The organism is Enteractinococcus coprophilus (assembly GCF_006716305.1).
Lineage (GTDB): Bacteria > Actinomycetota > Actinomycetes > Actinomycetales > Micrococcaceae > Yaniella > Yaniella coprophila.
Map to the genome: position 1 here is coordinate 342957 of NZ_VFOU01000003.1, position 20985 is coordinate 363941.

Consider the following 20985-nt stretch of genomic DNA (forward strand, 5'->3'; position numbering starts at 1 on the left):
CTTTTAGGATGCTGTGTTGGTATTATTGTGGATAATATTCTGAATGCTGCAGAGTTTTCCACAAAAGTTCCGACACGCTTGCCTAACGCGGTTCTCCGTGAATGAGTAACGCCCGCCTGATGTTCCTGCACTGTTTGGGCCAGAGTCGGGCCTGAGTCTTGGGCACAAGAATGACCCTGCTCGGGCAACGAAGCAGGGTCAGAGTTAGTGCAGCAGCTACAACGCTCTTGAAATTAGCGCGGCACCCACCGACCGCCACGGCGCAAGAGCAACCGGCCGGCCCCGGTGGTCGCGATGCGGGAAACGGCGTCATCCATGGCATCAGCGACCATATGGGCATCGCCGTCGTCGTCGAGGGAAAAACGGACCACAATTTGGGGCACGTTGGACAGAATTTGAATATCGGTGTGCTCGACGGTGGCGATAGCTGACACGGCGGCCACGGCAGTATCCATGACTTCTTCGGGGCTGTGGCCGGGGTGTAAGTCCCCGATGGGTAGTATCGCGCGGTATGAGGGCATATAGGTAATTGTAGTTGTAGAGTGGGACACATGACGGTTCGAACTCCAGACCCAAATCCCGGTTGGCTATCCGACACTGAACTGACTTCGGCCCGCGCGCGGCTGCCGATGGTCTATGTTGAAGCAATCCCTGTCCGACTTGATGGTCACGGCCGCGTGGTGGAAGTCGGTCTGCTGTACCGAGCAGATACCTCCGGCAATTTCCGCTACACCTTTGTGTCGGGGCGCGTGCTGTATATGCAGTCGATCCGCGACACGCTCATGACGCACCTGGAAAAAGATCTCGGTACACTGGCGATGCCACAGCTGCCGATGACTCTGCAACCCTTTACGGTGGCTGAGTACTTCCCATATGCCTCAAGTTCTGGGCTCACAGATGACCGCCAGCATGCGGTGGCCCTGTGTTATGTGGTGCCGGTGCGCGGGGATACCCAACCTCGCCAGGATGCGCTGGATGTCGCCTGGATGACCCCGGAGCAGGCCATGTCCCCGGAGATCACCAATGAATTTGAAGGTGGCCGTGGCAAACTTGTGACCCAGGCGATGGCGTGGGCGAACTGGGGCTTCTAGGCTAGAGCTGGAGGATGTTATGACACGTATTGATATTGGTGCCGAAGAAGACTTTCCCCTCGAGGAAGGTGTCTACATTGGCCACGAGAAAACCGGTGGTGAACCCATTGCGGTCTTCCGCACCGACGAGGGTATTTACGCACTGAATGACCGGTGCACACACGGCAACTATTCGCTGTCGGAAGGCTGGGTGGAGGACGGCACGGTCGAATGCCCGAAACACGCGTCATCGTTTTGCTTGGCCAACGGCAAGGTCTTGAATCTGCCGGCCACCGAAGACGCACCGACCCACACGGTTGAAGTGGTTGATGGACGCGTACTGTTGACGCCGCAGTTTTAATGTCGGGCGTTATTATTGCCGGCGGTTCGGTCGCCGGGTTCTCGGTGGCCGCCGGACTGCGTGACGCTGGGTTCTCAGGTCCGATCACGATCATCGATCCGCACCACACCGCCCTGGATCGGCCCCCGCTATCCACCGAGTATTTGGTTGGCGACGTCGAGCTGGCCTTGGCCCCGACCGAGTGGTTCTCAGACCATGACGTCACCTGGGTGCAGGACACCGCGGTACGCCTGGGACAGGGGTTCGTGGAAACTGCCACCCAACGTTTCGCAGCCGACCACATTGTCATTGCCACCGGAGCCGTGCCCAAAACGCTTCAGCTCGACAAACCCGTCTATACCCTGCGAAATATCGCCGACGCCGATGCCCTACGCCAAGCACTGTCCCCCGGCGTGAACGTGGCAATTGCCGGCGGTGGCCTACTGGCACCAGAATTGGCGACCTCGGCCAAGGCGCTCGGCGCGAATGTCACCGTGTTTACCCCGCAGGTCCCGGCCGCAGAAATCTTCGGCGAACTGGCCGAAACACTCTATGCCACCATGACCGAACAGGTCGAGGTCATCGAACGCCGGTTGACCGTGGAAGAAAACCTGGACCGTTTCGATCTGGTCATCGCAGCCGTCGGTGTCGAACCCAATGTGGCTATCGCGCAAGGCTCCAAGCTCACCATTGATGACGGCATCGTGGTCGACGAGGCCTACCGCACCAACGTCGAGGGGATCTATGCGATCGGCGATGTGTGCCGAATCCGCAACCAACCCCGCCAGGACCACTGGGACCACGGCCGCGCCTCGGCGGCACGCGTCGTCCACACGATCATGGGCACCGAACCCGCGGCCCCGACCCCGGCCTGGGTGTGGTCAGACCAATTCGGCCACGATGCCCAAGCTATCGGCCGGGTCGTCCCGCAGGCTCACGAACGCCTGGTCCGGCGCGGAGACAATGTAATCTTCGTCCTCGACGGGGAGAAACTCATCGGGTCTGCCGCGCTCGACGAACAGCTGATCATCCGGGCGGCAACCCGCATCATGACCCGGGATATTGCGGTGGATCCCGCCCAGCTGGCCGATCCGGACATCCCCATCCGACGCCTCACGCGCTAACCGTGCTCCGCGGGCGGCTACACTAAAACCCATGGCAGAACCCAGCGATTTTTCTTTCACCCTTGGCGCACGCATGGACGGCGCACACGGCCGCACCGGCACCATCCACACCCCGCACGGCGATATTCAAACACCCGCGTATATTCCGGTTGGCACGAAGGCCACGGTCAAAGCCGTGCTGCCCGAGGTAGTCAAAGACCTCGGCGCCCAAGCCGTCCTCTCCAACGCGTATCACCTCTACCTGCAGCCCGGACCTGAATTGCTGGACCTGCACGGCGGCCTGGGCAAATTCATGAACTGGGATGGCCCAACCTTCACCGACTCCGGCGGCTTCCAGGTCATGTCGTTGGGCTCAGGGTTCAAAAAAGTCATCGACATGACCGGCCCGGAAGCCCAAGGAAAAGTCGGTTCCGACGACGCTGTAGCTCCCGGCAAAGAACGGTTAGCTAATGTCGACGACGACGGCGTCTGGTTCACCTCCCACATCAACGGGGACCGCCTCAGGTTCACCCCCGAGGTGTCCATGACCATTCAGCACCAGCTGGGCGCCGACGTCATGATGGCTTTCGACGAACTGACCACTCTGCATAACTCCCGTGGATACCAAGAAGAGTCCCTGGAGCGCACTCGCAGGTGGGCCCAGCGCTCCCTGGACGAACACGCCCGGTTGACCGAGCAGCGCTCGCATCGGCCGTATCAGGCACTTTACGGCGTCATCCAGGGCGCCCAATATGAGGATCTGCGGCGCAAAGCCTGCCGCGATCTGCGCGAGATGCGAGCCGAGTTCAACGGTGTTGAAGCCGGTTTCGACGGCTACGGTCTGGGCGGAGCTTTCGAAAAAGAAAACCTCGGGACCATTGTTGGCTGGTGTGCAGAAGAACTGCCCGAAGACAAACCGCGTCACCTACTGGGTATTTCCGAACCCGATGATCTCTTTGCCGCGATCGAAGCCGGCGCCGATACGTTTGATGCCGTCTCCCCCACCCGCGTGGGCCGCACCGGGGCGTTTTATACTGAGTACGGGCGCATCAATCTCCCGCGCGCCGAATTCGCCGCCGACCTATCGCCGCTGCAAGACGGCTGTGACTGCTACACCTGTGCGAATTATTCGAAGGCCTATATTCGGCATCTCATCAAGGCCGATGAAATCTTGGCCGGAACCCTGATGTCGATTCACAACTTGCGCTTCACAGTGCGTTTGGTCGACGACATCCGACAGTCGATCATCGACGGCGACTTCCACGAGTTCAAAGATCAGATGCTGGGACGGTACTACAACCAGCAAAAACGTCCGGTTTAGGGCTCGAATCTTTCGGCCAGCTGCTGCAGTGCTATGCGGTGGCCGTTGAGCATGCCGGTCATCATGTCTTCTCCAACAAATGACGTCGTTTGATTGGTGACGACGATGCTCGTGCCCTTCGGTGACTCGTCGAATTCCCAGGTCACCAGGCTGGTGGCCAGTGGCGCATCCTGCGTGCCCAGCGTCTCCGTGTAGACGATTAGGCGCGGCGACTCGACGAGAACATAGTCCACGACGACCGCGAACTCCAAAACGTCAGGCGTCCCGCAACGATAGGTCGCGTTACCGCCGGTGACGAACTCATCGGAATCATATTCCAGTCCGTCACCGGAGGGCACCGACCATTGCGCCCGCACCGCTGTGTCCGCATATGCCTGCCACACGTCGGCCACCGGGGCGTTCACCAGTTGGGTGACCGTTATGGTGTCATGAACCAGGTTGGTGTGCGTCATGGCTGTAACCATACGCTGGCCCACACGCTGCGTCTACGACGCGGCCTGCCCCACGGTGTAGTTACGCTCGGGCGAGACGCCGTTGACAACATAGTCTCCCAGGATGCGGGCCCGGTAGATCAACGGGTTGTGGCTTGCCAGCACTCGAGCGTTACGCCAGTGCCGATCGAATGCGCGCAATGTCGACGTGGCTGAAGCACCGCCGACCTCAAAGATTTTGGTGGCAACCTCAAGAGTGACCGGGGCGATGACCTGCTGTGCTTGATACACCTGCGCATACAGGGCGTCGACTTCGGCTTCGGGCAATGTCTCGCCACGGGCATCAGCGGCGAAGTGTTCGGCCAACACCGGTGGGATCGCACGGAAAATCGTTTCGATACCCGTCACTTGTGAGCTCAGTTCGCCAAGTAATTGCAATACCTGTGGGTCGTGTTGCACTGTGTCTGCCGCGCCGTGGCTAAAAGTGCGGGTTCGCGATTGCACATACCCAACCCCGTCACGAAGCACAGCCTTTGCGATCCCCACGAGCGTAGCTAAGTGCACGGTTTGCCAGGTCGCCTGCCCAAACGCGGTTCGGTCTCCAGAATCTAGGCCATGTCCGGGTGGGAACACGTCGGCGTCAGCGACGACGACGTTGCGGAAATACGTGGTGCCCGATGCCGTGAGACGTTGGCCGAAGCCATCCCAGTCGTCGATAATTTCGACCCCTGGCGCATCGGCGGCAACGATCAGCGAGGCTGACTCGTCATCATCGCCGGTTGCTGAGACCAAAATTGCGTCGGCATAGCCGGTGCCGGTGGAGTAAAACTTCGTACCGTTTAGAATCCACTGCCCGTCACGTCGAGAAAGTCGCGTTGTGCTTTCACCGTGAACGTTGCCGCGCTCGGTGATCGCATTGCCAACAATGAGACCAGTACCGAGCTGGGTGAGCCAGTGCCGGGCGAACTCGGCCTCATCCGCAGGACGAGACAATAGATCTTCGGCAAATCCCCAGTGCGCGCGCAGGGCTTGGGCGAGATTCGAATCGGCGGCTGCCAGGGCCACGAAAAATTCATAGGCTTGCGGCAGTGATAGGCCGTAACCGCCATATTCGACGGGCACGCGCAATCGGGTGAATCCGGCATCGCGCAGGGCTTTGATGGGAGCTTTGTTGATGCCACCGGTGGCATCGCGTTGTGGTGCAGTAGCGGTAATTTCGGCAAAAACCGGGGTCAAGGTGTCCCAGAGTTGAGCCAGCACGACGTCGTCGGCAGATTGTACGGGTGAGATAATGGTCTGCGTCATGTCAGATTCCTTGAGAATTTTGTGGCGTCGGCTTCAAAAGCTGCTGCGCACGGCGCCATACTTGCTACGAACGATTGAACATAGCCGAATCGTCACCTGGAGCACCCCACTACGGGCAGAGGGTTGCCAGCTGATCAGCCAGGGCTTCAATGATCAGCACTCGTGATTCTGATGTACTACCTAATCAAGTTCACCCTAGATTTGCAACGTGACATGACACACGGCGTCATTTAGGCGTTGGAGAGTTCACCATAGTGCGGTTCGGCGGCTTTCACTTTGCCGATCACCCAGATGGTCACCGGGGAAAACACCAGCTCGACGGCGGTCTTCCATAACCAGCCGACCAGTACGAACACCAGGTATTGGCCGAAAGTCTCGATGCCGATAACGGTTGCTGCGATGGCAGAAAAGGCAATGGTATCCAGCAGCTCACCGACCAGGGTGGAGATCGCAATGCGGCCGAAAAGGTAGCGTTCGCCGCTGCGCTGTTTCATCGCGACCATGATTTTGGCATTGGATAGTTGTCCGGCGGCAAACCCTACCAGCGAGGCCAGCACAATCAGCGGGACCGGCCCTAGGGTGCGAGCTAGGGCGTCTTGACCGTCATAAAAGTCGGCCGGCGGCAGGATGATGATCAGCCAGTATGTGAGTGAAGCGAACGCGGAGATTAAAAACGTGGTGATGATGACCCGGCGCGAGGCTTTGAACCCGTAGACTTCCGAAATGATGTCACCGACAATGTAGGCGACCGGGAATAAGAAGAACCCGCCGTCGGTGAGAATTGGACCGAACTGGACTCCTTTGGCAGCACCGATATTCGACAGAATAAAGACTACTGTCATGATGGCGAATAACACCGGATAAACATGAGATCCTACGGGCGCAAAACTGCCGTGGGAGGATGCGGTGGCATGGGTTTTTTCGGTCACGAAACGTCCTTTACAAGCGATTATTCGCGACGGTGTCACGGCCTCTGCGGCCCCGTACTCAGCTGCTGCCCCAGCTGGCGTTCAGTGGTCTCGAAAGCACATTGTAGTCAAAGTTTGGTGTCAGTTTTGAATGGTTCGACACCGCGCGGCACGAAGATCAAAGTGGTGATGATGCCAATTGCCGAAGCTGTGACGGTCATGGTCCATGACATCTGCCAGGTGCCAGCTGCTGCGGCGATGGCCGATAAAATCACCGGGCCGACGAAATTCGCGAGGTTGAACATCTGGGTGATTAGCCCGACGACCGCCGACGGCGATCCACCTTCGGGTGCAATGTCGACGGCTTGGCGGGTCACGGTGGTGGGTACCAGTGCTCCCATAAATGAGAATATGGCCGCAGCGATCATCGCCCACACGACGGTGCCGGGCACTTGGGACCAGTCCGGAGCAAAAACCAGCGTCGACATGATCGCCATGGTCGTCAGCCCGGTGATCAGCAGCCGGCGTGGCGGATGACCACGTTGCAGCAGCATCCCGGTGATAATATTGGCGATGCCGTTGACTCCCCCGACAATGGCGGTCGCAATCCCAATGATGATGGCTGCATCGATAGCGGTGTCGATGTTTGCTTCCCCAAAGATCGTCGGTAAGAAGCTTAGGATCGCGCCCCACTGCAGGGTATAACTGGCAAAGATCAGCCCGAGAGCCCACGGTAAGGGGGTTCCAATCGATGTCACAATAATGCGACCGATCCGTCTCAGTTGCACGACTCTGGGCGGATCCGCGGGAACCACAGTGACCACCACCGGGATGAAGCCCAGAGTCGCAGCCCCCATGATGAACCACCAGACATTCCAGGACACATCGGTTGCATTGAGCAATACCGCTGAGATGCCGACGCCGAGAAACAGGGCAATTCCTTGAAATGCACCCCACCAGCCCATGGCACCATTGACTTTGTCTTGCGGGGCCAACACGCGGACCATTGCGGGAGCCACCACCGTGATGAGGATAAACCCGACGCCTTCGATCGCGCGCGCCGTCATCAGCCAGGCCGTATTCACCGCAAAACCACCGGCCACCGAGGCCAGGCCGGCTAACACCAGTCCGACAAGCAACGTGTTCTTGGAACCGATGCGTTCCGCTACCACCGAAGCGGCGAGTCCGCCCAGGCCACCGGCCAGCTGAACCACGCCGACCAGCGCTCCCGCGGCCACTAGGTCAATGCCCAGGTCAGCGCGGATGAAATCGAGAGCCGAGGGAAGTTTCCAGACATGCATTGCCGCAAGAATGCCCGTGGCGACCACCACGGTCCAGGCCGGTATTCGGGATCCAGTTGTAGCCATAACCACACAGCCTACTCGGGCCACATGAAAAGATATTACAATTGGGGCAGTCAGTCCCCTGTTGCACCCGTTTGAAGGCCCGTTGTGACCACACCAGTCCCAGAAAAATACGATTCCGCACCGAAACGTCGCAAAAATACCAAACCCAGAGCTCGGTTATCGATGTCGATCTACGGTTTCCTGCTGGCCTGGTTGATCCCGAACATTGTCATGGCAGGACTCGTGGTGATCCTCAACCTTCTACCACTTTCCGATACCGTCGGTGATCTGACACCGCTGCTGACCATCGTGGGACTCTCCGGGCTCGTTTTAGGCCTCCCCCTCGCTCTGTTAACAAACTGGCTGCTGCGATACCAGCTGAATCAATCGGTGCACATTTTGGCCTATGCCGTGATCGGCATGCTCTATGGACTCACCGTCCTGCTGGCCGGCGGCGAAGGGCTCATCCCGTTGCTCATCCCGCTCGTGGGTTTTCCCGCTGCGATTTTAATGGCGCTTGGCCGGTGGACCGCAAGCTCCTTTGTGCACGTCATCGAACCGACTGGCCCATCGGGTGCTGACGACGTCGAATAAGGTGCGTTATCTCAGCGCATAAAGTCAGAAACATTGGCCTAGGCCATATAGGATGGTCCGCATGTATAGTATTCATGCACCTGCCGTGACCCTGACCATTGCGGGATCTGAAGCCACCGGTGGCGCCGGGGCCCAGGCCGATCTTCGGACCTTCCAGGAACTCGGCACCTACGGGACCGCCGCGCTGACATGTATCGTCGCCTATGATCCCAGCAACGACTGGAATCACCGGCTGACCCGTATCGACCCCGTGGTCCTAGCTCATCAGCTTGAGGCCATCCAGGCGAACTTCACCGGCCAACTCGACACGGTCAAACTGGGCATGATGGGCTCGGTTGAAACCATCGACGTCGTCGCCAACGCGCTACAGGCTCAGGAGTGGAAAAACGTGGTGCTGGATCCGGTGCTGATCTGTAAGGGCCAGGAACCTGGTGAAGCTCAGGACACCGACGAAGCGCTCAAAGCCAAGTTGTTGCCCCTGGCGACCGTGACCACCCCGAACCACTTCGAAGCGGAACAGCTCTCCGGTATGACGATCTCGAATCTAGCGGAGCTCAAGGATGCGGCCCGCAAGATTCATGACGAGTCCGGGGTCGCGGTTCTTGCCAAGGGTGGCGTTCGTTTAGACGGCCCAGAAGCCGTGGATGTATTTTACGATGGCACCGATCTCGAAGTGTTGGGGGCCGCTAAGATTGGTAACCACGCTGTGTCGGGTGCCGGTTGCTCCCTGGCTGCCGCCGTGACCGCTGAATTAGCGAAGGGGCGCACGCCACTGCAGGCAGCCGAGCGGGCCAAAGACTTTGTCACCGCGGGCATCAACCAGCGCATGTCTGCTGCCACCCCATATGACGTGATGTGGCAAGGCGGGCTGCGCAAGCAAGCCTAATCGCACTATTTTAAAAAATCGTTGCCTCGAACCACATCGGGGCAACGATTTTTTATTGCAGCGTCTCAATGGGTCGTTGATCGCGACGCAGCGGGTGTTCTGCCGGGATCTGCACTAACACAATCTGAATGCCGTCGGGATCGGCGATCCAGGCTTCGATCAACCCCCAGGGTTCGGTTCGCGGTTCCCGTAGGGTGGTCACGCCGGCACGGTCTAATCGGTCATATTCGTTGGCGACGTCGCGCACCTGCAGCCACAACGACATCATCGAGGACCCGACGTCGGCGCGCGGGGTCGCTTGCCCGGAAACTTCTAACAGTCCGTTGCCATAGAAAAAGACCAAACTGGGGGCATCGGGTGGACCGAATTCCCGGTGGACTGCCAACCCGAGCATATCGCGGTAAAACACCTGGCTGCGTGTCGGGTCAGTGGGGCGCAACAGGGTGCGTCCGGACAATACGTCCAATGGTGCTCCAATCCGTTAGATAAAATCTCGGTCGATCTTCGTGGTCCATGTTTTGGATCTCACCCTACGCTCACCCTCGTATGCGTCAAGTTCGGCATAAAGATGAAATGCTTCGGGGGTCGAGGTCAGGACGGTTTTCGTAAAGGTGTAGATCGACCAATCATCACGTTGGAATCCCATAACCCATTCGGTCTCGCCGCGCACCGAATTCGGGTCAGCATCGCGAAAGGTGTAGCGTTCCACCACACGCCGAGTCACATCCAAATCAATTTCTTTGAACCGGACCACGCCGAGGTCTTTGACGACTTCCAGTTTGCCGGTGAGCTCCACCAGATTACGACTCACCGACCAGTCTTGAGCACCGGGTTCGATCTGCACGGTTTTCAAGGGTTTGGCGCCTTCTGGGCGGTCAAACACCGGGATCATGGCCGGATCGTCGTCCGCATGTGTCGGCCGCACCGGTAAGATGAGCGAGCTGGTCATCGGGTTAACCGTCAGGCGAACCGAACTCGGCGAGGGCCATACGACCGGCCAATACGACGTCGAGATGGACACCCGGAGCCGGTGACCTGCAGGAAAAGATTGGGCCAGACCGTTGAGTTTCACTTTGTAGGTGTGTTCCTCGCCCTTGGTCAGAGGCTTGGGCTGATCGGAACCGTCGTAGTGGTTAAGGTTCAATATCCCATAGCTCACCCGCGTCGCGGCATCATCAGGGGCCACATCAGAGAGCCGCACCGCGACCATCGCCACTGGATCATCGGCTGATACCGTCAGCTCCAAGACCGGTTGGCCCAGCACTTCCAGCCGATGTGGCAGCGGGTCGCTGTCAAAAGCCAACGAGCCGCCGTCTTCTTCGCGTTGGTCGTAGGGCATATCGGGTGGTGCATTATATGAGCACCATTTGCCTCCGAACTGGCCCACCGATAGCGGGGATTCGACCGTGAGTTTCGGGCTGACTGGTAACGCGTTACGTTCTTCTTGGGAAAATAAAATACGACGACGCCCTAGCGGATAATGGGTTTCCACAATCCGGTGGCTGGGCCAGGTGCGCTCTCCGACCCATCGGCCCGGACGGTTGTCGTAGGTCGTGGCCGGCTTGACGGCGTCTTGCATCCAGATCGACAGTTGGGGGCCGTCCATTGCACCGTTCTCGGTGCGGTCTTTGAGCCAGTAATCCCACCACGCTACGACCTCTTGGAGGAAACCGATTGCGGGACCGGGCTGGCCCAGGTGCGGATATTTATGACTCCACGGACCGATCAGCCCGCGGGTGGGTGATTTCAAGCCGCGCAGCAGTCGAAACACCGCGTTGGAATATCCGTCGGCCCAGCCACTGACGGCAAAGACTGGGATGTCGATGTCGTCATAGTTTTCATTAATCGACCCGTGGCGCCAGTAGTCGTCCTTACGCTGGTGTTGTAACCAGGTTTCCAGCCATAAGCCTGAGTTATCGAGGCGGTCGTGCCACATCTCGCGCCATTTCTCGCCGACCAGCTCAGGGTCCGGGGGCGCCGAATTGTAGGCAAACATTGTTGAAGCCCAAGACAGGTTGTCCGTCAGCAGACACCCACCCATGTAGTGGACATCATCGGTGTAGCGGTCATCAGTCGAACACACCGTGACAATGGCACCGAGACTTTCTGGTCGCCGGGCTGCCACTTGTAAGCCGTTGAACCCACCCCAGGAGATCCCCATGATACCGGTGCGACCGCTGCACCACGGCTGACGACTTAACCAGGCCAGCACCGCTTCGACGTCATCAAGTTCTTGTGCTAAATATTCATCAGTCAGCACACCTTCGGAGTCACCGCTGCCGCGCAGATCGACTCTCAGGCAGGCGTATCCGTGACCTGCCATATACGGGTGATGAATCGAGTCACGCACAGCGGTCAAATCACGTTTCCGATACGGAATCATCTCGACAATGCCGGGGACCGGTACCACGTCGGCGTTGACCGGTTTCCACAGCCGTGCGGCTAGCCGGATCCCGTCGGACATCGGGATCCACAGGTGCTGGGTCTCTTCGATCTCGCATGGCAGTACAGTGACTTTTCGCATCAGGATCCTAAGAGTCGTCGATTTCAAAGTGCAGGGCGTTGACGCACGTTTCGTATATCTCCACAGCCTGTTGGTCCGTGTGTCCCGTGGTGTAAATGGTGGCTAATATGAAGCTGTAGCTGTCTTGGCTGAAGCTATCGGACAGCCGCTGACCTTCGGTGACGTCGAGTTCGATAATGGTCCCCGGATACCGCTGCTCAAGGTCTGCGATCTCGCGTGCGGTGGGGATGGTGCGAACCGTGCCGTCGGAGAACCAGCGATACATCCACTTCGAGGCGGTTTGAAAATATCCTTCACCCGTTGGTTGCCGTGGCTTTCTGTCGAGGGCCAGGTCGATCATTTGGGCGTGGTTCGTCAAGCCCTCGACATATCGAAACAACGGCGCATGTGATTGGGAATGCCTGGTGTTGACTTCCAACAGCACCAGCCGGTCAGTGTCGGCGTCCCAGAAGTATTCAACATTGAAGGTGCTGTTGCGGAGTCCCAGACCGGTCATCACGCGCTGAGTTACCGAACGTATCCGTTCTTGGACGGTCTCAGGGAGCTCCGAGGGATACCGGTATCGTAAAAAGCTCGATGAGTTCTCGTAGTGTAGTGAATCCACGATGCCGGTGAGATACACTTCGCCCTGCCAGTTATAGCCTTCGATGGTGCATTGGCTGCCCGTGGCCGCTTCTTCCACCATGTACGCGCCGCCGGGGATTGCGGCAATTTCTTCCGGGAGTTTCAAGGTGGCCAGAATCTGTTCGAAGGCCGGTCCAGCACGCTCTGGAGAGTTCCGCCGCTTGGCTAACACCGCTTGCAGTTGCTCATCAGAAGTCACCCGGTAGGCACCCTCTGAAGAGAAGGATTTGATCGGTTTGGCCCACACCGGATACGACATGTGTGCTGGCAACGTGGCGTTCGGGTCATGGTAATCGACCAGGCCAAATTTGGGGTATTCCTCGATGAAGCGTTGTTGTTCCAGCCGGCTCCAATACTTGTGTTCGCATTTTACTGCGGCGTCAAGATTCTTCGAGGGCAAATGATACCGAGCGCACAGCATCGGCACCATCAGGCTGATAGGAAAATCCCAATACCCTACGATCCCATCGATCGTGTCATCAAAGGCGTCCAGCTGTCGCTGAGCTTTTTGTAACAGCGCCGTCAGATCGATCGTGCCGCTTTGCAATTCTTCTAGGGTCAACAGCCCATGGAACACGAAATCCTGCGCATCGGGCAGTGTGGCGAGCTCTGCTCTACCCAGGTCATCCAGGCCAAGAACGAAAATATTCGAGGGCATTGGCGGCCTCCTCCTGCGCTGCGCGCTCCCCCGCATGGGACTATTGCGCGTCAATCTAACACAGTTGACCTCTGCTTCCGCTCACACCAAACTTCGAGTTTGCTGTACATACCTCACCACCGCATTCACTTGGGCCCGGGGAGCGCTGAGGCCTTACTGGGGTGTTCAACATTTCGGGCACACAAAAACCTGGCCAACACAGATGTTGACCAGGCCTTCAGACAGTCAGCTATTCGTCCTCGTCGTCACCGGCTCCATCGCCATTCGAGCCCATCTGCTCGGTCTGAATTTCTGGCGTTGCAGCGGGAGCGGTGTCGGCGATTTCTTGTTCTTCCGGCTGCTCCTGGGGTGCTTCGGATGACGCTTCCGGTGCCGGTAGATCCTGGGCGTCCTGTGGTTCTTGGTCCTCTTGCGGCTCGGAGTCTTCCTGGGGTGCTGGTTCAGGTTCGGGCTCTGGCTCTGGCACGTCGATGCCTTGCAGGTCGGCGCGTTTGGCTTGTGCATCTTCGATGAGTCCACGGATCTCGTTGAGGTGGTTCTCGATCGTATCGATGTATTCCTGTTTGGCTTCGCCCCATGCGAGCGCGGCGACCGAGTCATCGTTTTCGGTATCTGGAATAGCTGAAAGCATCGCCACGGTCTGCTGGGCATCTGAGCGAATGCGGTTCATCTCGCCAATGTATTTCGTCAGTTCGACAACATCGTTGGCTCGCGGTGACTCTGGCAGCTTTTCCAACATCTCTATTACAGGTTTGACCTTGGACGGCAGTGTGCATTCGGCGTCAGTCGAAAAGATTCCTAACTCGTCCTGTCGGGCCTTATTCTGCGCCGCCACCAGCGCGTCCAGTTTTTGCGGATCGTCGACCGATGCCGGATCGACGACGGCGTACCCGGCCTCGACCATCTTCACACCCAGGTCACTGCCGCCCTGGTAGATCATCGCCCACAGCTCTCCGTTCGGAGCATTAGCGTAGGCTTCAATTTCTACCTCGAGCGAGGTCCCCTCGCCGGCGAGACTTTCGAGATGCTCTCGTGCCTCTGCTGCCATGCAGGTATCCAGGGTGTCGCTGACGTCTTCTTCCGCGGGCAGGGGTGCACGCACGGCTTGGAACCGGATGACATCAAGTCCGGTGGTCCGGTTAACTTCCATGGACTGACCAGTCAACACGGCGTTGACCACCACGGGATCATCTCCGCGTGTCATGGCTTTGACGACCGAGGCGATGGTCAACGCGAGCAGTAGCGCCGCGATGACGACGAAAGTGATCATCACCGGTGTTGTCAGGCGACTAGTGCGCCGAGTGGACGTTTTTGACATAAGTTTTTCTTGCTACTTTGACGAGGGGTGTGGACAGCAGCTTGCTGGCCCTCACAGATTCTACCGTGCAGATCGACTGTGATCCTATTTCACTGTAGGACCGCTCAGTTGAGCTGCCGTACATGTTAAACGAGTTACCGGTCCTGGCGATAGCTTTCGTCACAGTCAACATCAGCTATGGCGCACCGGCCCGTCACCCTGGCCGCAGTATTATCCTGGTCTAATACGTGGCGAACACTTCGCCAATCTCGTCATGAGCCATTCCTTGTGCAAGGCAAAGTTGCAATAAGATCCGTGCTTTGTGCGGTGCCAGATCACTATTGGCGATCAGGCCTCGTCCGACTAGTCCGCCACGTGCCATCACGTCCGGCTCCAAGAATGCGCGGGTCGCTTGCACGACGACGAGGCCATCAGCAATGGCCCGATCCACTGCATCGTCCAGTTGTTGTGTCAGCGTTCCGGGCGGATAGCCCACCACAATCAGCCCGGTCGCTCCCGCTGCACGGAACGCTTCGAGCGCGGTGGCATCAGCATCCGTGTACGCGTGCACAAGATCGACCCGCGGTAGCGGTGTTGCCGGGTCGATGAAGGCTGAGCGGCTGGTGTGTGGATTGGTCGGGGTTCGCCAATACTCCACGGTGCGATCCGCGTGTATGACACCCAAGGGACCGCGAACCGGAGACTGCAATGCATCCAGCCGATGGTTGGCGACCTTGAGGACATCGCGAGCGCTGTGTATCTGACGATTCATCACGACCGTCACCCCTCTGTCCTGGGACTCCGGATGCGTCGCGACCCGAAACGCGTCGAGCAAATTCAGTGGAGTATCTGAGCCCAGGGCTGTCCCGGGACGCTGTGCCCCAACCACGATGATGGGCTTCGTCGAATTGACCGTCAAATGCAGAAACCATGCGGTTTCTTCAAGCGTTCCCGTGCCATGTGCAATAACCACGCCTCGGATGTTCTCATCCGCTAAAGCAGAGGAGACCTGTTGGGCCAATTGCACCCAGTGCGCAGAGGTCACATATTTAGAGCGTAGCGCTGCAAACGCCTCAACACGGATCTGTGAGATCTGTCTCAACTCGGGGTGAGCAGCCACCAGCTCGTCGGCTTGCATCACTGTGCCAATGTCGAGATAGTCCACAAAATTATCCGGTGCGGTACCACGGTTTGAGATCGTCCCACCGGTACCAAACAATGCAATGGTCATAAGCGCCTCCTGGCCTCACAGTGTAGCGGTCAAGATATACCCATAGATTTTCCAGGCTGTGGCACCTGACATCAGCCCGCTGACCTTTCTACACTGGAGATAGTCAACGTGTCGTCGAGAGAAAGCAGAGCGCCGTGAGTATCCATCACAAACTAGAGCGTACGATTGCTGCAGAACAACAGGCACTCAATGATCCACAAGATCGTAAGCCTGCCAAGCGTTTACCGGGTGCCGCGTTCAAATACGCAATGATCCGTTCAGTCAAACAATTCCTGATCGATAAAGGCACTGACCGGGCAGCGATTTTGACCTACTTCGCCGTCTTATCCTTAGCGCCGCTTTTGTTAGCTGTCTTTTCGATCATGACGTTATTTTTGGCCTCTGCTGCAGACACCGTCGAGAATTTTGCCGAAGACCTGGTCACCCAGACCGTTCCTGCGGAATATCAAGAACTCGCGCTCAACCTCGTCAACACCATGACGCAGTCAGCATCCGGGGGTATCATCGCCCTGATCGTTGGTACCGTCGTCGCGCTGTGGTCAGCATCGAAATACGTCCAAGCTTTCGCACGCAATATGAATGAAATCTATGGCGTGGTCGAAGGCCGCTCAAAGATCAAATTCTATATCACGACGTTGCTGATTACCCTCGTCATGGTGATTACCGTCGTGGCTGTGCTCGTATCCTTGGCACTGAATCAGACCATCACCGACGCCGTTTTTGCCCCCTTTGCACAGGTTGTCGGCGCCGAAGGTGTTTTGAGCACACTGACCAACACGTTCCTGCCAATTTGGGAATGGGTGAAGTACCCGGTCGTCCTCATCTTGCTGATTATCATGATTGGCGTTCTATACCACTTCAGTGGAAATGTTGAACGAAAGTTTAAACCTTTATCCATTGGTGCGATCATTGCGGTGCTTGGCATTGTGCTCGCCGGTATTGCCATGATTATCTACCTGACCTACTTCGCTTCGTATTCTTCCTACGGTGCGATTGGGACACTGATGGCCGTACTGTTCGTTATCTGGATCTTCAACATTGTGATCTTGTTAGGGGCAGAAATCGATGTTGAGATCTTGCGAGCACGTCAGCTAGTCGCCGGTATGCCGGCTGAAGAGCATGTTCAGGTTCGTCCGCGTTCTGTCGCAACCGTAGAGAAACAAGTCGAAAAACACGCCGAGTCGGTCGAAGACGGCAAGGTGCTACGTCGGTCGTTATCGGTTATCCATCGCGACGACAACGAGGAACAAACCACAGATAACCGGACCGGCTCCTCGACGTCCTAAAGGTGCCGTATAGGTGTGGTCTCCAATGAGTATTTGGAACTACCCACACAGCGAGTGTCTAGAGACAACAAAGCGGCCCTGATTTTTCTCAGGGCCGCTTTGTCATACATGTTTATTTTTTGTCTTTACCGCGATCCAAGCCCAGACGGGTCAACGGTACACCATCAATCGCACCATCAATGGTGCGTTCTGCTTCTTCATGGTCGACATCGAGCACGAGAGCAACTTCTGCCACGAGCATGTCCTTGGCTTCTTGGTACAGATTACGCTCTGCCATGGACAGGTCTTTTTCTTGCTGACGACGGTAGAGATCACGAGCAACTTCTGCGACATTGTCAAGGTCACCGGTTGCTAGCTTCTCACGCAGGGCTTTGAGACGACGGGACCACTGCTTTTCGAGTTTGTCACCGGTCTTGGCAAGCAGCGACATCAGCTTACGCAGTCGAGTGTGGCTGGCCAGATCACGGACGCCAATTTCTGACAGGCTGTCTTCGGGAACGGCGATCTGTAAGCGCTGGTCTTCTACTTCCAGCACCACGTACTCGACGTCTTCACCTTTGACCTTCCTGGTTTTGCGCTCAACGACCTCTGCTGGACCGTGCTGAGGGTGAACTACGAATTTACCAAGGGTCAGACGCATGTGCGGTGGGCACCTTTCGTTCGAGAGAACAACGAGCTGTGAGGGGACACCGAAAAAGGACACAGCTGTCGCTAATAGTTTAGTAATACCTACCTTAACAGCGGGGTGCGGGTTGGACAAGAAGCATCTGGGTAAAATTCGCTCACTGAGTGAAATGTTCTTGAGCAGCTAAAAACTCATACACGGCGACGTCGTCCACGCCAGGGAATGCTCCGGGCGGCATCGCCGCCAACATGTGTGCGTTGGTGCGTGCTGCAGGCCAAGCGTACCCACCCCATTGGGCTTCCAGCTCAGGTGATGGAGTTCGACAGCATGTCGGATCGGGACAATTCGACTGGGATCGCTCTGCGGTGCCGGCTCCACGGAACCACCGTGCTTGTTCAAAAGGGACGCCGATGGACAAGGAGAATAGCGAGGACTGCGAAGGTTCCACGACTGCAGTACACCAGAATGTACCGACCGCAGTGTCGGTGTACTGATTGAAGGGCCGAAAACGGTCGCTAGTGCTAAACACTTCCCGCGAGGTCCAGTATCGGCAGGCTGCCTGCCCCTCGATGGCCCCGATGGAATCCACAGGGAAATTCACGCCGTCATTCTCATAGGCCTTGTGCAAGACACCAGACTCATGAACTTTTTGAAAGTGGCATTCAACCTCCAGGTGGCGGGTGGCCAAGTTGGTAAAACGATGCGCGGCTGATTCATACGAGACTGAATAAGCATCACGAATGTCTTCGATGGCAATATCGCGATTCGCCTTACGTTGCCTCAGCATCTTGACTAATGGCTTCTCTGGCATCATCAGTGCCGCGGTCATGTAGTTGGTATAAACGCGCTGTCGCAAAAAGTCCTTATAATCCACCGGTTCGCCATGGCCTAATACATATGAGACCAGTGCCTGTAATGCCACAGACCTTGGGTCATGGTCAGGGTTTCGAGCATCAGCAAGAAAGATGATGCGATTTTTCAGGTCGGTGACTGAGCGAGTTGAGTGCGGCAGCGACGAGATGAAACGCAGCTCGAAATTCAGATGATCAGCAATGTCAGCGATCGCATGATAAGACAAGGGGCCCTGCTCATGCCCAACTGCCATCAGCAATTCGCTGGCCTGCTCCTCTAACTCTGCATAGTAGTTGTCGCGTTCACGCTGCTCTTTGCGCATTGCCACATTGGCCCGGCGTGCTTCTTCCGGGGTCGCTGCTTGTTCTGCATACTGTCGTCGAAGCTCACGATTCAATCCGTCAATGACCTCTAAGACTGCGGTTGGCATCCGCGACGAGACACGAATAGTTGGCAACCCCATAGCTTGCCAGTGCCGAGTACGCTGCGCTTTTTCAACCGAAATCTCTAAAGCAGCTCGAACTGAAGGCGCCTCAGGTTGTAAAAGATCTGCGACCTCCACGCCTAAGTGTTTTGCGGCGTCGGTCAACAACGACAGCTTGGGCTCACGCTTGCCATTTTCTATCATCGAAAGGTGCGATGCCGTCGCACCCAACTTTGCTGCTAACTCATCTAACGTCAACGACGCAGCAGTTCGAAAATGTCGTAACCGATACCCCAGAATGACGGGGTCGATCGACGCTGTTGAGACCGTCTCGACGTCTTGCGGTGCAGGGGCATGAGGGTCAGTGAGTGAAGTCATATCGGCAGCCTAGTCAACATCGCGTGATTTTCACAGACGTAAGCACCAATTCAGCCACACCAGGCCGGCTATCTCACAGGAAGACCAAGCTTCCTCTTTCCTGCCGAGAAGATCTTTCGGCGGTTTTCTCATGGAGTTCACCCTATTTTCTCGACATCAAGGTGGATAACTAGATTTTCAGTGAAAAGATTTCGCATTATTATGACGCCATTCGCTCGTTGCCGCCACTACCAGCGCAGTTGAACAGAAAATCCACCAAACATTTCGAAATAGAAAGTTTGACGATTATTTTCTTGCAGGGTGTCTACTTTCCCCTTGCGAAGGACGGCAGAGTAGTGACTACACCGATTGCAACGTCCCACTCCGTAGCACGTAGTCACCAAGTTAAGACTTCCTCGGGAGTGCCAGACATTTGCAACACCAAACAACCTGTGAATGAGGGAGAACCATGGAACAAGCGAATAAGCAAGCAATCCAGGCAGCAGCTGACCAGATCCAGGAAGACTGGAAGTCTAATCCACGCTGGGACAACATCACCCGCGACTTCACGGCCGAACAAGTGGTCCGGCTTCGGGGCCGCGTGCAGGAAGAACACACCCTAGCCAAACGTGGCGCAGAGAAACTCTGGGAACAGCTCACCGACGAGCACGCCGAAGGTCAGTTCACGAACGCCCTAGGTGCTATGACCGGTGGGCAAGCCGTCCAGCAGGTCAAAGCTGGCTTGCGTGCCATCTACCTGTCCGGTTGGCAAGTCGCAGCCGATGCGAATCTCTCCGGTCACACCTACCCGGACCAGTCTCTCTACCCGGCCAACTCGGTGCCACAGGTTGTTCGTCGCATCAACAACGCCCTGATGCGCGCCGATCAAATCGAATGGGCCGAAGGCATCCAGTCGGTTGAGGATTACCTGGTACCAATTGTCGCTGATGCAGAAGCTGGTTTCGGCGGCCCACTGAATGCCTATGAACTCATGAAGTCGATGGTAAACGCCGGTGCTGCTGGTGTGCACTGGGAAGACCAAGTCGCATCCGAAAAGAAATGTGGCCACCTGGGCGGCAAAGTGCTTATTCCGACTTCGCACCACGTGCGCACCCTGAACGCTGCACGTCTGGCAGCCGACGTCGCCGGTGTTCCGTCACTGATCGTTGCACGCACCGACGCCGAGGCCGCGACCCTGCTGCAATCAGACGTCGATGAACGTGATCACCAGTTCCTCACCGGTGAGCGTTCCTCCGAAGGCTTCTACTACATCAAGAATGGTCTGGAACCATCGATCGCTCGTGCCAAGGCCTACGCACCATACTCTGACCTGCTGTGGATGGAAACCTCCACCCCAGACCTGGATGTGGCTCGTCAGTTTGCTGAAGCCGTCAAAGCAGAGTTCCCAGACCAGATGTTGGCCTACAACTGCTCGCCGTCGTTCAACTGGAAAGCCAACCTCGACGATGAAACCATCGCCAAATTCCAGCGCGAACTAGCATCGATGGGTTACACCTTCCAGTTCATCACACTGGCCGGCTTCCATTCGCTGAACTACTCGATGTTCAACCTTGCTAAAGGCTATGCAGATCGTCAGATGTCAGCGTTTGTTGAATTGCAGGAAGCAGAATTCGCTGCTGAGAAAGACGGCTTCACTGCGACTCGTCACCAGCGTGAAGTTGGGACCGGTTACTTCGACCTCATCTCCACCACTGTCAACCCCGAATCCTCAACCACCGCTTTAGCTGATTCAACCGAAGCACAACAGTTCTAGTTCACCTGCTAGGCAAGATTAGGAGCACC

At 57.0% G+C, this 20985-nt stretch carries 20 protein-coding genes and 1 riboswitch; of the genes, 8 read left to right on the top strand and 12 right to left on the bottom strand.

Going from position 1 to position 20985, the window contains the following annotated elements; translation table 11 throughout:
* Positions 1 to 233 precede the first annotated feature (233 nt).
* Complete coding sequence (locus tag FB556_RS09605; RefSeq protein ID WP_141867124.1) at positions 234 to 521, bottom strand: hypothetical protein; 288 nt, start codon at positions 519 to 521, stop codon at positions 234 to 236.
* 30 nt (positions 522 to 551) lie between these two features.
* On the opposite strand from FB556_RS09605, the gene FB556_RS09610 reads away from it, so the two are divergent.
* Genes FB556_RS09610 through tgt form a run of 4 tightly spaced genes read left to right on the top strand, consistent with a single transcriptional unit; the run spans position 552 to position 3834 of the window.
* Positions 552 to 1091, top strand: coding sequence for an NUDIX hydrolase family protein (locus FB556_RS09610; RefSeq protein ID WP_141867126.1), 540 nt, complete (start codon positions 552 to 554; stop codon positions 1089 to 1091).
* A gap of 19 nt (positions 1092 to 1110) precedes the next feature.
* The gene (locus FB556_RS09615; protein WP_211344021.1) at positions 1111 to 1431 is read left to right on the top strand and encodes a non-heme iron oxygenase ferredoxin subunit; all 321 of its coding nucleotides are present in this window, start codon (positions 1111 to 1113) and stop codon (positions 1429 to 1431) included.
* On the top strand, positions 1431 to 2534 hold the full coding sequence (locus tag FB556_RS09620; protein ID WP_141867131.1) for an NAD(P)/FAD-dependent oxidoreductase: 1104 nt from the start codon (positions 1431 to 1433) through the stop codon (positions 2532 to 2534). Before FB556_RS09615 ends, FB556_RS09620 begins: the two co-directional genes overlap by 1 nt.
* Positions 2535 to 2565: 31 nt before the next feature.
* Positions 2566 to 3834 carry a tRNA guanosine(34) transglycosylase Tgt gene (gene tgt, locus FB556_RS09625; protein WP_141867133.1) on the top strand — a complete coding sequence of 423 codons (1269 nt, stop codon included), beginning with the start codon at positions 2566 to 2568 and terminating at the stop codon, positions 3832 to 3834.
* Here tgt and FB556_RS09630 read toward each other — a convergent pair.
* The 4 genes from FB556_RS09630 to FB556_RS09645 form a co-directional block, all read right to left on the bottom strand.
* Positions 3831 to 4286 carry an SRPBCC domain-containing protein gene (locus FB556_RS09630; protein ID WP_170200435.1) on the bottom strand — a complete coding sequence of 152 codons (456 nt, stop codon included), beginning with the start codon at positions 4284 to 4286 and terminating at the stop codon, positions 3831 to 3833. The two genes, tgt and FB556_RS09630, sit on opposite strands and share 4 nt — an antisense overlap.
* A 33-nt stretch (positions 4287 to 4319) precedes the next feature.
* The gene (locus tag FB556_RS09635) at positions 4320 to 5570 is read right to left on the bottom strand and encodes an acyl-CoA dehydrogenase family protein (RefSeq protein WP_246057360.1); all 1251 of its coding nucleotides are present in this window, start codon (positions 5568 to 5570) and stop codon (positions 4320 to 4322) included.
* A gap of 52 nt (positions 5571 to 5622) precedes the next feature.
* A riboswitch (SAM riboswitch) is annotated at positions 5623 to 5738 on the bottom strand.
* A gap of 62 nt (positions 5739 to 5800) precedes the next feature.
* Positions 5801 to 6499 carry a queuosine precursor transporter gene (locus tag FB556_RS09640; protein WP_246057362.1) on the bottom strand — a complete coding sequence of 233 codons (699 nt, stop codon included), beginning with the start codon at positions 6497 to 6499 and terminating at the stop codon, positions 5801 to 5803.
* Between the two features lie 107 nt (positions 6500 to 6606).
* Positions 6607 to 7845 carry an MFS transporter gene (locus FB556_RS09645; RefSeq protein WP_141867139.1) on the bottom strand — a complete coding sequence of 413 codons (1239 nt, stop codon included), beginning with the start codon at positions 7843 to 7845 and terminating at the stop codon, positions 6607 to 6609.
* 84 nt (positions 7846 to 7929) lie between these two features.
* Between FB556_RS09645 and FB556_RS09650 the strand changes: the two genes are divergently transcribed.
* On the top strand, positions 7930 to 8418 hold the full coding sequence (locus FB556_RS09650) for a hypothetical protein (protein WP_141867141.1): 489 nt from the start codon (positions 7930 to 7932) through the stop codon (positions 8416 to 8418).
* Positions 8419 to 8470: 52 nt separating this feature from the next.
* Positions 8471 to 9304, top strand: coding sequence for a bifunctional hydroxymethylpyrimidine kinase/phosphomethylpyrimidine kinase (gene thiD, locus FB556_RS09655; protein ID WP_141867143.1), 834 nt, complete (start codon positions 8471 to 8473; stop codon positions 9302 to 9304).
* 52 nt (positions 9305 to 9356) lie between these two features.
* On the opposite strand, the gene FB556_RS09660 is transcribed toward thiD, so the two are convergent.
* The 5 genes from FB556_RS09660 to FB556_RS09680 form a co-directional block, all read right to left on the bottom strand.
* Entirely contained in the window at positions 9357 to 9770 is a 414-nt protein-coding gene (locus FB556_RS09660; RefSeq protein WP_141867145.1) for a VOC family protein, read from the bottom strand.
* Positions 9771 to 9785: 15 nt separating this feature from the next.
* Positions 9786 to 11828 (bottom strand): CocE/NonD family hydrolase, encoded by a 2043-nt coding sequence (locus tag FB556_RS09665; protein ID WP_141867147.1) that lies wholly within the window; start codon positions 11826 to 11828, stop codon positions 9786 to 9788.
* A gap of 7 nt (positions 11829 to 11835) precedes the next feature.
* Positions 11836 to 13110, bottom strand: a complete 1275-nt coding sequence (locus tag FB556_RS09670) for an ATP-grasp domain-containing protein (protein WP_141867149.1) — start codon at positions 13108 to 13110, stop codon at positions 11836 to 11838.
* 229 nt (positions 13111 to 13339) lie between these two features.
* On the bottom strand, positions 13340 to 14428 hold the full coding sequence (locus FB556_RS09675) for a thermonuclease family protein (RefSeq protein ID WP_141867151.1): 1089 nt from the start codon (positions 14426 to 14428) through the stop codon (positions 13340 to 13342).
* Positions 14429 to 14648: 220 nt separating this feature from the next.
* The gene (locus FB556_RS09680; RefSeq protein ID WP_141867153.1) at positions 14649 to 15638 is read right to left on the bottom strand and encodes an asparaginase; all 990 of its coding nucleotides are present in this window, start codon (positions 15636 to 15638) and stop codon (positions 14649 to 14651) included.
* A 134-nt stretch (positions 15639 to 15772) separates the two neighbouring features.
* Between FB556_RS09680 and FB556_RS09685 the strand changes: the two genes are divergently transcribed.
* Positions 15773 to 16924: a YihY/virulence factor BrkB family protein gene (locus FB556_RS09685; RefSeq protein ID WP_141867155.1), complete on the top strand. Its 1152-nt coding sequence runs from the start codon at positions 15773 to 15775 to the stop codon at positions 16922 to 16924.
* A gap of 112 nt (positions 16925 to 17036) precedes the next feature.
* Here FB556_RS09685 and FB556_RS09690 read toward each other — a convergent pair whose 3' ends face one another.
* Together FB556_RS09690 and FB556_RS09695 are read right to left on the bottom strand one after the other, a co-directional pair.
* Entirely contained in the window at positions 17037 to 17564 is a 528-nt protein-coding gene (locus FB556_RS09690; protein WP_043056642.1) for a CarD family transcriptional regulator, read from the bottom strand.
* Positions 17565 to 17706: 142 nt separating this feature from the next.
* Entirely contained in the window at positions 17707 to 19203 is a 1497-nt protein-coding gene (locus FB556_RS09695; RefSeq protein WP_141867157.1) for a helix-turn-helix domain-containing protein, read from the bottom strand.
* A 448-nt stretch (positions 19204 to 19651) separates the two neighbouring features.
* On the opposite strand from FB556_RS09695, the gene aceA reads away from it, so the two are divergent.
* On the top strand, positions 19652 to 20956 hold the full coding sequence (gene aceA / locus FB556_RS09700; protein ID WP_141867159.1) for an isocitrate lyase: 1305 nt from the start codon (positions 19652 to 19654) through the stop codon (positions 20954 to 20956).
* Positions 20957 to 20985 lie beyond the last annotated feature (29 nt).